The organism is Streptomyces sp. NPDC045956, from assembly GCF_056430705.1.
On record NZ_JBWKKZ010000007.1, the window covers coordinates 333,644 to 345,769 of the forward strand.

Below are 12,126 nucleotides of genomic sequence, written 5' to 3' on the forward strand. Positions count from 1 at the left end.
CGATGAGCAGTACTACCAACTCGCCGACGCACCACACGTCCACGATCGGCGCCATCGGCGCGCCGAGCCGGCGCAACACCGAGCTGGCACTGCTCGTGTTCGCCGTCCTCATCCCGGTCTTCGCCTACGCCAACGTGGGGCTGGCCATCAACGACGAGGTGCCCGCCGGCCTGCTGAGCTACGGGCTCGGCCTCGGCCTGCTGGCCGGTGTCGGCCACCTCGTCGTGCGCAAGTTCGCCCCGTACGCGGACCCGCTGATGCTGCCGCTGGCCACCCTGCTGAACGGGCTGGGACTCGTCGCCATCTGGCGCCTGGACCAGTCCGAGCTGCTCCAGGACATCCAGCAGGCCGGCACCGCCGCGCCCCGCCAGCTGATGTACACCGCGATGGGCATCGCCCTGTTCGTCGCCGTGATGATCTTCCTGAAGGACCACCGCGTCCTCCAGCGCTACACCTACATCTCCATGGTCGGCGCGCTGTTCCTGCTGCTGCTGCCGCTGGTACCGGGCCTGGGCAAGAACATCTACGGCGCCAAGATCTGGATCCAGGTCGGCTCCTTCTCCATCCAGCCCGGTGAGTTCGCCAAGATCGTCCTGGCGATCTTCTTCGCCGGCTACCTGATGGTGAAGCGCGACGCGCTGGCCCTGGCCAGCCGCCGCTTCATGGGCCTCTACCTGCCGCGCGGCCGCGACCTCGGCCCCATCCTGGTCGTCTGGATGGTCTCGATCCTCATCCTGGTCTTCGAGACCGACCTCGGCACCTCGCTGCTGTTCTTCGGCATGTTCGTGATCATGCTGTACGTGGCCACCGAGCGGACCAGCTGGATCGTGTTCGGTCTGCTGATGTCCGGGGTCGGCGCCGTCGGCGTCGCCAGCTTCGAGCCCCACATCCAGCAGCGCGTCGACGCCTGGCTCGACCCGATGAAGGAGTACACGCTCTCCCGCGCGGGCGTCGGGGGCCACTCCGAGCAGGCCATGCAGGCCCTGTGGGCCTTCGGCTCCGGCGGCACCCTCGGCACCGGCTGGGGCCAGGGCCACTCCGAGCTGATCCGCTTCGCCGCCAACTCCGACTTCATCCTCGCCACCTTCGGCGAGGAACTCGGCCTGGCCGGCCTCATGGCGCTGCTGCTGCTCTACGCGTTGATCGTCGAGCGCGGCGTGCGCACCGCACTCGCCGCCCGCGACCCCTTCGGCAAGCTCCTGGCCATCGGCCTCTCCGGCGCCTTCGCCCTCCAGGTCTTCGTCGTCGCCGGCGGTGTCATGGGCCTCATCCCGCTCACCGGTATGACCATGCCCTTCCTGGCGTACGGAGGCTCCTCCGTCATCGCGAACTGGGCGCTGATCGGCATCCTGCTGCGCATCAGCGACACCGCGCGCAGACCGGCACCCGCCGCTCCCGCCAACCCAGACGCCGAGATGACCCAGGTGGTCCGACCGTGAACAAGCCCCTGCGCCGCATCGCGCTCTTCTGCGGCCTCCTGGTGCTCACCCTGCTCGTCCGCGACAACTGGCTCCAGTACGTCCAGGCCGACGAGCTCAAGGAGGACGAGCACAACCGCCGCGTCGCCATCGAGCGGTACGCCACCCCGCGCGGCGACATCATCGTCGACGGCAAGGCCATCACCGGGCATGCCACCACCAAGGGCGACTTCAAGTACAAGCGCACCTACAAGGACGGCGCCATGTGGGCGCCCGTCACCGGTTACGTCTCCCAGGCCTACGGCGCGACCCAGCTCGAGGCCATCGACGACGGCATCCTCACCGGCAACGACGACCGGCTGTTCTTCCGCAACACCCTCGACATGATCACGGGCCGCAAGCGCGAGGGCGGCAACGTCGTGACCACCCTCAACAGCGCCGCGCAGAAGGCCGCGTACGACGGTCTGAAGAAGCAGGGCGCCAAGGGAGCGGTCGTCGCGCTCGAACCGTCCACCGGCAAGATCCTCTCGATGGCCTCGTACCCGTCGTACGACCCCACCGCGATCGCCGGCAGCAACGAGGCCGCGGGCGAGGCCTGGAACCGGCTCCAGAAGAAGAACAACCCGAACGACCCGATGCTCAACCGCGCGCTGCGCGAGGTCTACCCGCCCGGCTCCACCTTCAAGGTGCTCACCGCGGCCGCCGCCCTGGAGCACGGCAGGTACGACTCGGCGGACGAGAAGACCGACTCCCCGCTGCCCTGGACCATGCCGGGCACCACCACCGAACTGCCCAACGAGGGCGACCTCCCCTGCGAGAACGCCACCCTCCGCGAGGCCCTGCGCGTCTCCTGCAACACGGTCTTCGGCAAGATCGGCTCCGACCTCGGCAACGACGAGATGCTGGAGACGGCCAAGAAGTTCGGCTTCACCGAGGAGCAGTTCGTCCCGGTCCGCTCCAGCGCCTCGGTCTTCTCCGACGACATGAACCCGTCGCAGACCGCGCTCTCCTCCATCGGCCAGTACAACACCGCCGCGACGCCCCTCCAGATGGCCATGGTCACCTCGGCCATCGCCAACAACGGCAAGCTGATGAAGCCGTACATGGTCGACGAACTCCAGGCCCCGAACCTCGACACCATCGAGAAGACGGAGCCCGAGGAGATGAGCGAGCCGCTCTCCGCGGACAACGCCCAGATCCTCCAGTCCATGATGGAGACCGTCGTCGAGGACGGCACCGGAACCAACGCCAAGATCGACGGCGTCACCGTGGGTGGCAAGACCGGTACCGCGCAGCACGGTGTCGACAACAGCGAGAACCCCTACGCCTGGTTCATCTCGTACGCCAAGGGCGAGGACGGCAGCGCGCCCGTCGCGGTGGCCGTGGTGATCGAGGACGAGAACGCCGTCCGTGACGACATCTCCGGAGGCGGCCTCGCGGCGCCGATCGCGAGGAACGTGATGGAGGCCGTTCTGGACAGCAGGAAGTGACCACGGACGGAACAGGACGTGACTCCGGTCACGTCCCCTTCACATAGGCGCACGTTGCGATACCGGTCCTGTATCGGGTATCGAGCTTGGCCAGGTCACCCGGAACGAGCCGGGTACGGTAGGCCGGACGGCAGCCTCCGACCGTACAAGCATGCCGGTCGGGACCGACGGAGAGGGCTGGTAGGTAACCATGGAAGAGCCGCGTCGCCTCGGCGGCCGGTACGAGCTGGGCCCCGTGCTCGGTCGTGGTGGCATGGCGGAGGTTTACCACGCTCATGACACCCGGCTCGGACGCCAGGTGGCGGTGAAGACACTGCGCGCGGACCTCGCGCGCGACCCGTCCTTCCAGGCCCGCTTCCGCCGGGAGGCCCAGTCGGCCGCCTCGCTCAACCATCCCGCGATCGTGGCGGTCTACGACACGGGCGAGGACTACATCGACAACGTGTCCATCCCGTACATCGTGATGGAGTACGTCGACGGTTCCACGCTCCGTGAGCTGCTCCACTCCGGCCGCAAGCTGCTGCCCGAGCGGACGCTGGAGATGACGATCGGCATCCTCCAGGCTCTGGAGTACTCGCACCGGGCGGGCATCGTCCACCGCGACATCAAGCCGGCCAACGTCATGCTCACGCGCAACGGCCAGGTCAAGGTCATGGACTTCGGCATCGCCCGCGCCATGGGCGACTCCGGCATGACGATGACCCAGACCGCCGCGGTGATCGGCACCGCCCAGTACCTCTCCCCGGAGCAGGCCAAGGGCGAGCAGGTCGACGCTCGGTCCGACCTGTACTCCACGGGCTGCCTGCTCTACGAGCTGCTGACCGTGCGGCCGCCCTTCGTCGGCGACTCCCCGGTCGCCGTCGCCTACCAGCACGTACGCGAGGAACCGCAGGCGCCCAGCGTCTTCGACCCCGAGATCACGCCCGAGATGGACGCGATCGTGCTGAAGGCCCTGGTCAAGGACCCGGACTACCGCTACCAGTCGGCCGACGAGATGCGGGCCGACATCGAGGCGTGCCTCGACGGCCAGCCCGTCGCCGCCACCGCCGCGATGGGTGCCATGGCCGCGGGGGGCTACGGCGCCTACCCGGACGACCAGCCGACGACGGCCCTGCGCTCCGACGCGGGTGCGGGCGCCACGTCCATGCTGCCGCCCATGAACCCGGACGACGGCGGCTACGGCTACGACGAGCGCCCCGACCGGCGCCGCCAGCAGCCGCGCAAGTCGAACACCTCGACGATCTTCCTGGTGCTGGCCGGCGTCCTCGTCCTGGTCGGCGCGATCCTGATCGGCATGCAGGTCTTCGGCGACGACGGGGGGCCGAGCAACGACAACGTGCCGGTGCCCGCCTTCGTCGGCCAGACCAAAGCGGACGCCCAGCAGCTGGCGACCAACTCCGACCTGGAACTGACCTTCAAGCAGGAACCCTGCGAGGAGCAGCCCAAGGGGAACATCTGCTCGCAGAACCCCGAGCAGGGCACCGACGTCAAGAAGAAGTCCACCGTCGACCTGGTCGTCTCGACCGGCGCGCCGAAGGTCGCCGTGACCAACGTCATCGACAAGAACATCGACGAGGCACGGCAGCAGCTCGAGGACAAGGGCTTCAAGGTCGAGACCAAGCAGACCGAGTCCTCCCAGGACGAGGGCACGGTCCTCAGCCAGGACCCGGACCCGGGCACCGAGCTGGAGAAGGGCTCGACGGTGACCCTGGAGGTCGCCAAGGCCGAGGAGAGGGCCACCGTGCCCGACGTGCTCGGCCGCAGCTGCGACGAGGCCAAGGCCCAGATGCAGAACAACGACCTCGAGGCCACCTGCACGGACCAGCCCACCAACGACCCGAACCAGGTCGACAAGGTGATCTCCACGACGCCGGCCGCCAACCAGACGGTCGACAAGGGGTCGAAGGTGACGATCGTCGTCGGCAAGGCCGTGCAGAAGACGAAGGTCCCCGAGGTCCGCACCAAGCCCCTCTCGGAGGCCCGGCAGATCCTCCAGCAGAGCGGCTTCACCAACGTCCAGATCGCCCAGGGCGCTCCGGGCGAGGACAACGCGGTGGTCATCGCCATGGACCCGCAGCCCGGCACCGAGGTCGACGACCCGGCCGCCACCCAGATCACCCTCACCACCGTCGGGGGCAACGGCAACGGCAACGGCAACGGCGGCGGCGGTGACAACGGCGGCGGCTTCATCGGCGGCCTCCGCGGCAACGACGACTGACCCGCCGTACGGACCGACGACGGAGCCCCGGCCCCTCACCCGAGGGACCGGGGCTCCGTCGTGCGCGCGGGGCCGCTCGGCCGCCGGGGACGCCGGTCAGCGCAGCTCCGCCGGCGGCGTCCGCTCCTCGTCGACCTTCTCCGTGCGCACCAGCTCGCCCCACACCACGTACCGGTAGCGGCTCGTGTACACCGGCGTGCAGGTCGTCAGGGTGATGTAGTGCCCGGCCTTCTTCTTGCCGGACTCCTTCGGGACGGGGTCGAGGACCCGGACGTTGAACTTCGACGTCTCGGGGAGGACGGCGTACGTCTTGTAGACGTACCAGGTGTCCTTGGTCTCGAAGACGATCGCGTCGCCCTTCTCGATCCTGTCGATCCTGTGGAACTTCGCCCCGTGCCCGTCCCGGTGGGCCGCGAGCGAGAAGTTGCCCTTCTTGCCCGAGGTCGGGAGCGCCGATTCGACCGGGTCGGTGTAGTAGCCGGCCACGCCGTCGTTGAGGATCTTCATCGACGTGCCCTTCTCGACCAGGATGTCGCCGTTGCCCATCGCCGGGACGTGCAGGAAGCCGATGCCCGCCCGGGTGTCGAGCGCCCCGGGACCGTGCGGCCCGACCCGGTCCTGGGCCCAGTCGTCACGGACCTTGTCGGCCTGCTCGTCCGCCGCGCGGTCGGCGACCACGTTCGTCCACCACAGGGAGTAGACGACGAACAGGCCGAGCACCAGGCCCGCGGTGATGAGGAGTTCGCCGAAGACGCTGACGGCCTGGGCGACGATCCGCCCGGGGCCGCGGCGGCGTGCCGGGGGCCGCGGTGGGCCGTCCTCGCCGGCGTTCTCCTGGTGCTGCGTGTCGGTGGTCGATGCCACTGGTCATCCGCCCTTAACTGACGAGCGCATCCGGCTTGCCCTTGCTGCGCGGCCGTTCCTCGACCATCTTGCCCCAGACGATCATCCGGTACTTGCTGGTGAACTCGGGCGTGCAGGTGGTGAGGGTGATGTAGCGGCCGGGCTCCTTGAAGCCGGACTGCTTCGGCACCGGGTCGAGGACGCTCACGTTGCTCGGCGAGGTCACCGGCAGGATCGACGCCATCTTGTAGACGAAGTACTCGTCCTGCGTCTCCACGACGATCGCGTCGCCCGGGTCCAGCCTGTTGATGTACCGGAACGGCTCCCCGTGCGTGTTGCGGTGCCCCGCCAGGCCGAAGTTGCCCGTCCTCGCGTCGGGCATCGCCGTCTTCAGCGCGCCCTCGGCGTAGTGCCCGACCATGCCCCGGTCCAGCACCTTCTTGCTGTTGATGCCCTCCGCGATCGGCACCACGACGTCCAGCTTGGGGATGTGCAGCAGCGCGAAGCCCTGCCCCGGTTCGAAGGTCCCCGGATTGCGCCTGCCGTTCGCCCAGTCGTCCTGGAGGTTGCTCGCCGCCTTGTCCGCCTGCGCCTGCGCCCGCACGTTCGTCCACCACAGCTGGTAGGTGACGAACAGCAGCATGAGCACGCCGGTCGTGATGAAGACCTCGCCTATCGCCCGGCTGGCGATCACCGCGGCGCCCGGCTTGCGCGCACGGGCCTGCCGACGCGCCTCCACGCGCGACAGAGGCGCTTTCGGCGCCGTGGACGACTCGGAGTGCACCGAGGGCCCGCGGGAGGCTCCACGGCGCCCGTGACGCCGTTTGGCCGCCTTCCGGCGGGCGGCGCGCCCCCCGCCGGCCGGGGCGTCCGTGCCGGGGGCGGAGGCCCGCCGCTGCGGGGGCGGGTCGGGGACCCGCAGCGCCACCGTCTCGTCGTCGAGGGGCTGCCGCTGCTCCCCGCCGGAGGAGAAGTCCTCGTGCCGGCCGCCCCCGAACGCACCGGAATCCCCGTACGGCTGTCCGTACGGGGATCCCTGGTCACCGGCCGTGCCGGAGTCGCGCTCGGGGCGCAGCGCGGTCACGCCGTGGCCCTGCCCACCACCGGGGCGAGCCCCGCCGACCTCGCCACCGCGCCCTGGTCGCCGCACTCCGCCAGCCAGTTGGCCAGCATCCGGTGCCCGTGCTCGGTGAGCACCGACTCCGGATGGAACTGCACGCCCTCGACCGGCAGTTCCCGGTGCCGCAGCCCCATCACGATGCCGTCGTGCGTCCGCGCCGTCACCTCCAGCTCGGCCGGCACCGTGGCCGGCTCCGCCGCCAGCGAGTGGTACCGCGTCGCCGTGAAGGGCGAGGGCAGGCCCGCGAAGACGCCCCGGCCCGCGTGCTCGACCGGCGAGGTCTTGCCGTGCAGCAACTCGGGCGCCCGGTCCACCACGCCGCCGTACGCCACCTGCATCGACTGCATGCCGAGGCAGACGCCGAAGACCGGCACCCCGGTCGCCGCGCAGTGCCGCACCATCTCCACGCAGACCCCCGCCTGCTCCGGGGTGCCCGGCCCGGGGGAGAGCAGCACGCCGTCGAATCCGTCCTGCGCGTGCGCCGTCGACACCTCGTCGTTGCGCAGCACCTCGCACTCGGCGCCCAGCTGGTAGAGGTACTGGACCAGGTTGAAGACGAAGCTGTCGTAGTTGTCGACGACGAGGATGCGCGCGCTCACTGGTTGTCCACCGTCACATCGTTGAAGGGAAGCAGCGGTTCGGCCCACGGGAAGACGTACTGGAAGAGGACGTAGACCACGGCCACCGCCAGCACGAGTGAGAGCAGCGCCTTCAGCCACGCGTTCCCCGGCAGATGCCGCCAGATCCAGCCGTACATGCCGTCCCTTCCGTCGCACCACGGCGCCAGACTCCCGCCGTACCGCACCCAGACTAACGGCGCGGTGCCCTCCGGAACGGCGTCAATCCACAGGCTGGGCGTAGTGCAGGTCCGCCGTGCCGGAGTAGCCCGGCAGCGTGACCTCCCCGTCGTCCTCGACCTTCCAGCCGAGCCCGTAGACGTTGACGTAGACCATGTAGTTCTGGATCGTCGGCGACGCCGCGAGCGCGTCCTTCAGGCGCTCCGGGTCACCGACCGCCTGGATCTTGTACGGCGGTGAGTAGACGCGGCCCTGGAGGATCAGGGTGTTGCCCACGCAGCGCACCGCGCTGGTGGAGATCAGCCGCTGGTCCATGACCTTGATGCCCTCGGCGCCGCCCTGCCACAGCGCGTTCACGACCGCCTGGAGGTCCTGCTGGTGGATGACCAGGTAGTCGGGCTGCGGCTCCGGGTAGCCGGGCAGCTTGGCGGTGGCGTCCGGCGGGGCGTCGTCGAGCGTGACCGATATCGCCTCGCCCTTCAGCTTGTGCGTGCCCGCCTTCTTCTCCAGCTCCGCGAGTTCGTCGTCCTCGGCCTTCGTGCTGCCGTCGTCCCGGTCGGCGAGCGCGTCGATGTCGTCGCGCAGGGCCGCGTTGGACTCCTCCAGGCCGCCGTTCTCCCGGCTGCGCTCGTGGATGAGGTCGGACAACTTGAGCAAAGAGGCGTCCGTACGGATATCGGTGCCTTTGGCGGTGTCGAAGCTGGTGAAGAAAATGAGCCCCGCGAGAGCGAAGACCGCCGCCGTGAGGATCCGCACGGGCCGGAAACGGCGCCGGCGGACAGGGCTGGATCCCGCCTGGGGGGAGTCGGCAGAATTGCTCAACGTACCCTTATCTCCTTCGGCGCCACGGAAGCACTACGCTAACGGACGCCCGGGGGAGCGCTCGAAGTCCCCGACCCCGTTCCCTGCGCGGCCACGCAGCGCATCGACAGGAGAGACCCTCGTGCCGAAGTCACGTATCCGCAAGAAGGCCGATTACACGCCGCCGCCCTCGAAGCAGGCGACCAGCATCAAGCTGACGAGCCGCGGCTGGGTCGCGCCCGTCATGCTGGCCATGTTCGTTCTCGGCCTCGCCTGGATCGTCCTCTTCTATGTGACCGACGGTTCCCTCCCCATCGACTCGCTGGGGAACTGGAACATCGTGGTGGGCTTCGGTTTCATCGCCGCCGGATTCGGTGTCTCCACGCAGTGGAAGTAGCCCGGCGGCGGTCCGGGACACCTCTGCCCAGGGCTATCCACGGAGTTATCCACAGGCGCTGTCCACACGGTGGGGAAAAGAAAGACGATCTGTGGATAACCCACCGGGCGTTGACGCCGGTGTGACGGAAGTACCGGCAACCGAAAACATGTTCGCCCCCTGCCTGACCTGCGGAAACACGGGTCAGTGACAGGGGGCACACCTGTTCCCGCACGCTGTGCACAAGATCGGGCACCCGCTGTGGACAAAGGGGCGCTCAGGTGAGCTGTGCGGTCCTCAACAGGGTCAGTCCGACCAGCACCACGAGGACCAGCGCACAGCTGCCGTACTGGACGAGGGCCCGCCGCTCGCGCGGGGCGTGGAGCATGGCGTAGCCGACGACGGCGCCGGCGACGAGGCCGCCGATGTGGGCCTGCCAGGCGATGTTGGCCCAGGTGAAGGTGAAGACCAGGTTGATCGCCAGGAGGATGACGACCGGGCGCATGTCGGCGTTGAGCCGGCGTACCAGCGCGGCGGTGGCGCCGAAGAGCCCGAAGACCGCGCCGGAGGCGCCGAGCGTGGCCGTGCTGGGTGAGGCGAGCAGGTAGGTGAGGACGCTGCCGGCGAGACCGGAGACCAGGTAGAGCGCGAGGTAGCGGGCTCTGCCGAGGGCCGCTTCCAGGGGGCCGCCGAGGAACCACAGGCTGAGCATGTTGAAGCCGATGTGCCAGATCTCCTCGTGCGTGAACGCCGAGGTGACCAGGCGGTACCACTCGCCCTCGGCGACGCCCTCGGTGGGGACGAAGGGGGCGGGAGGCCAGCGCCCGATCAGCACCATGTCGCTCAGGAACGAGTCCGACAGGGCGTGGACGGCGAGGAACACCGCCGCGTTGATCCCGATGAGGATCTTGGTGAGCAGGTGCGGGTCGGCGGCGACGGTGCCCCCGGCCAGGGTGCGGGGCCGGGAGGCGGCCGGGGCGGGCCCGTGGCCTCCGGTGCGGCCGGCGGCGCAGTCGGGGCAGTGGAAGCCGACGGACGCGTTGACCATGCAGTCCGGGCAGATGGGGCGCTCGCAGCGGGTGCAGCGGATGCCGGTCTCACGGTCCGGGTGGCGGTAGCAGCCGGGCAGGCCCTGGGCATCGGGTGAGCTGGCTGCCGCGTGGTCCATGGCGTCCCCTAGGTCGTCCTGCGAGCGGTGTGCGCAATCGCACCGCCCCGCCCATCTTTACGGATGAGCGGGGCGTTTGGTTCCTGCCCGGTGTCGGGGGCGGTCAGCCCTCGCGGGTCTCGACGACGACCGACTCGATGACGACGTCCTCGATCGGCCGGTCGGTGCGGGGGTTGGTCCGCACGGCGGCGATGGTGTCCACGGTCTTCCGGCCGGCGTCGCTGACCTCACCGAAGATCGTGTGCTTGCGGTTCAGCCAGGTCGTCGGGGAGACGGTCACGAAGAACTGGGAACCGTTGGTGCCGGGCCCGGCGTTGGCCATCGCCAGGAGATAGGGCCTGTCGAAGGCGAGGTCGGGGTGGAACTCGTCCTCGAACTGGTAGCCGGGGCCGCCGGTGCCGTTGCCCAGGGGGTCACCGCCCTGGATCATGAAACCGCTGATCACCCGGTGGAAGACCGTGCCGTCGTAGAGCCTGGCCGTGGTCTTCTCCCCGGTCTCGGGGTTGGTCCACTCACGCTCGCCCCGGGCGAGCTCGACGAAGTTCCTGACCGTCTTGGGGGCGTGGTTCGGCAGGAGCCGGACCTCGATGTCGCCGTGGTTGGTCTTCAGGGTGGCGTAGAGCTGCTCGGCCACGGTGTGCCTTCCGTCGTCTTCTCGTGCCCACCGATCCTCGCACGGCCCAGGGCGCGTACGTCGGCCGGCGGGCTGATCCTGCTCCGATTCGGCGACGCCGGTTGCGGATACCCGCGCTGGGGACGAGAGGAGGTGCTACGACTACGACGAGTACCGCTGGGTCACGAGCACGGGGCGCCGATCCGTGGCATTGTCGTCGACAGGCTCCCGTTGCCCGGTATTCATCCGTTATCGAGGTTGATCGACTCTTGATCGCGACTTCGTCATCCTTTGCCCCGCAAAGCCCACAGATCACACAGATCCCACAGGCATCGTCCGTGACCCGGATGCCCGCCCTCACATGCCTGGCAGTGCGTCCGCAGGCATGATCCGTAAAAGGGTGGAAAGTCGAATTACCGTACGCCACCGAGGAGGAGGAACCCGTGACCCGCATCGACAGCGTGCGCGCCGCGACCGGTTCGGCGAAGGACAGCGTGCTGCACGCCGCGGAAGTGGTGGCGCCCTACGCCGACACGGCCAAGGACAGGGCCGCGCACTATGCACAGGAGGCGCGCGGACGGCTGGCGCCCAAGGTGTCGCAGGCAGCATGCCAGGCTCGCCTCCAGTACGGCGCGCATGTGGCGCCGTACCTGGAACAGGCCCGTACGCATGTGCCGCCGAAGGTGGACGCGGCCGCCCAGGAGGCCGCCGTCCGCACGCGCCTGGCCGCCCGGCAGGCGGCCGACTACTCCAAGCCGAGGATCGAGCAGGCGGTCGCCGCGGCCGTGCCCGTCAGGGACGAGGCCGCCGCGCGGGGTGCCGCCGCGCTGGCCGCGCTGCGGGGCCAGGTCACGGCCAAGGAGATCCAGAAGCTGACGCGCAAGCATCAGCGACGGGCGAGGGCCGGGCGTATCGCCAAGGTCCTGGCGGTGGCGGGGGTCGTCGCGGGCGGCGCCTTCGCCGCCTGGAAGTGGTGGGACAAGCAGGCCAACCCGGACTGGCTGGTGGAGCCGCCGGAGGCTACCGAGGTTCCGGAGTCGGGGCGGCTGACGTCGGTGGACGGCACCGGTGAGGCCATCCTCGACCCCGAGGTCCAGGCCAAGCAGGCCCAGGACGAGGCGGCTGAGGGTGACGAGCCCCGCTGACCTTCGCCGGGCCGGTGCACGACGCCGCGGGGGGGGGGAAAAGAAAAGGTTTCCCCCCCCACCCCCCTCTTCCCCAAAGTTTTTTTCCTTTAAACCCCCCCCCCACGCCCCCCCAGTATTTCCACAAGGGGGAGGGA

At 69.4% G+C, this 12,126-nt stretch carries 12 protein-coding genes; 5 read left to right on the top strand and 7 right to left on the bottom strand.

Annotation, left to right across the window (positions count from 1 at the left end; genetic code table 11):
- Positions 1-2: 2 nt before the first annotated feature.
- The 3 genes from AC07FV_RS20730 to pknB all read left to right on the top strand — a co-directional run bounded on the left by AC07FV_RS20730 (position 3) and on the right by pknB (position 5,126).
- Positions 3-1,439, top strand: a complete 1,437-nt coding sequence (locus AC07FV_RS20730; RefSeq protein ID WP_053134044.1) for an FtsW/RodA/SpoVE family cell cycle protein — start codon at positions 3-5, stop codon at positions 1,437-1,439.
- Complete coding sequence (locus AC07FV_RS20735) at positions 1,436-2,908, top strand: peptidoglycan D,D-transpeptidase FtsI family protein (protein WP_479088840.1); 1,473 nt, start codon at positions 1,436-1,438, stop codon at positions 2,906-2,908. Before AC07FV_RS20730 ends, AC07FV_RS20735 begins: the two co-directional genes overlap by 4 nt.
- 190 nt (positions 2,909-3,098) lie before the next feature.
- A complete protein-coding gene (pknB, locus tag AC07FV_RS20740) occupies positions 3,099-5,126 on the top strand; it encodes a Stk1 family PASTA domain-containing Ser/Thr kinase (protein ID WP_479088841.1) in 2,028 nt (675 codons plus the stop codon).
- A 96-nt stretch (positions 5,127-5,222) separates the two neighbouring features.
- Here pknB and AC07FV_RS20745 read toward each other — a convergent pair whose 3' ends face one another.
- From AC07FV_RS20745 to AC07FV_RS20765, 5 genes are all read right to left on the bottom strand, one after another.
- The gene (locus AC07FV_RS20745; protein ID WP_479088842.1) at positions 5,223-5,990 is read right to left on the bottom strand and encodes a class E sortase; all 768 of its coding nucleotides are present in this window, start codon (positions 5,988-5,990) and stop codon (positions 5,223-5,225) included.
- 13 nt (positions 5,991-6,003) lie between these two features.
- On the bottom strand, positions 6,004-7,053 hold the full coding sequence (locus tag AC07FV_RS20750) for a class E sortase (protein ID WP_479088843.1): 1,050 nt from the start codon (positions 7,051-7,053) through the stop codon (positions 6,004-6,006).
- Complete coding sequence (locus AC07FV_RS20755) at positions 7,050-7,688, bottom strand: aminodeoxychorismate/anthranilate synthase component II (RefSeq protein WP_356602589.1); 639 nt, start codon at positions 7,686-7,688, stop codon at positions 7,050-7,052. Before AC07FV_RS20755 ends, AC07FV_RS20750 begins: the two co-directional genes overlap by 4 nt.
- Positions 7,685-7,846, bottom strand: a complete 162-nt coding sequence (locus AC07FV_RS20760) for a hypothetical protein (RefSeq protein ID WP_384689621.1) — start codon at positions 7,844-7,846, stop codon at positions 7,685-7,687. The genes AC07FV_RS20755 and AC07FV_RS20760 overlap by 4 nt, the downstream gene beginning before the upstream one ends.
- 82 nt (positions 7,847-7,928) lie before the next feature.
- Positions 7,929-8,708 (bottom strand): DUF881 domain-containing protein, encoded by a 780-nt coding sequence (locus AC07FV_RS20765; protein WP_479088844.1) that lies wholly within the window; start codon positions 8,706-8,708, stop codon positions 7,929-7,931.
- 121 nt (positions 8,709-8,829) lie between these two features.
- Here AC07FV_RS20765 and crgA point away from each other — a divergent pair, with 121 nt between their 5' ends.
- Positions 8,830-9,084 (top strand): cell division protein CrgA, encoded by a 255-nt coding sequence (gene crgA / locus AC07FV_RS20770; protein ID WP_115743070.1) that lies wholly within the window; start codon positions 8,830-8,832, stop codon positions 9,082-9,084.
- Between the two features lie 256 nt (positions 9,085-9,340).
- Here crgA and AC07FV_RS20775 read toward each other — a convergent pair whose 3' ends face one another.
- Positions 9,341-10,231, bottom strand: coding sequence for a rhomboid family intramembrane serine protease (locus tag AC07FV_RS20775; RefSeq protein WP_479088845.1), 891 nt, complete (start codon positions 10,229-10,231; stop codon positions 9,341-9,343).
- A 103-nt stretch (positions 10,232-10,334) separates the two neighbouring features.
- Entirely contained in the window at positions 10,335-10,865 is a 531-nt protein-coding gene (locus AC07FV_RS20780; protein WP_479088846.1) for a peptidylprolyl isomerase, read from the bottom strand.
- A gap of 422 nt (positions 10,866-11,287) precedes the next feature.
- Between AC07FV_RS20780 and AC07FV_RS20785 the strand changes: the two genes are divergently transcribed.
- Positions 11,288-11,989, top strand: a complete 702-nt coding sequence (locus AC07FV_RS20785) for a DUF5324 family protein (RefSeq protein ID WP_383650446.1) — start codon at positions 11,288-11,290, stop codon at positions 11,987-11,989.
- Positions 11,990-12,126 lie beyond the last annotated feature (137 nt).

Coding starts and splice junctions, on each gene's coding strand:
- AC07FV_RS20730 (WP_053134044.1), top strand. CDS start 3: ATGAGCAGTACTACCAACTCGCCGACGCACCACACGTCCACGATCGGC.
- pknB (WP_479088841.1), top strand. CDS start 3,099: ATGGAAGAGCCGCGTCGCCTCGGCGGCCGGTACGAGCTGGGCCCCGTG.
- AC07FV_RS20760 (WP_384689621.1), bottom strand. CDS start 7,846: ATGTACGGCTGGATCTGGCGGCATCTGCCGGGGAACGCGTGGCTGAAG.
- AC07FV_RS20775 (WP_479088845.1), bottom strand. CDS start 10,231: ATGGACCACGCGGCAGCCAGCTCACCCGATGCCCAGGGCCTGCCCGGC.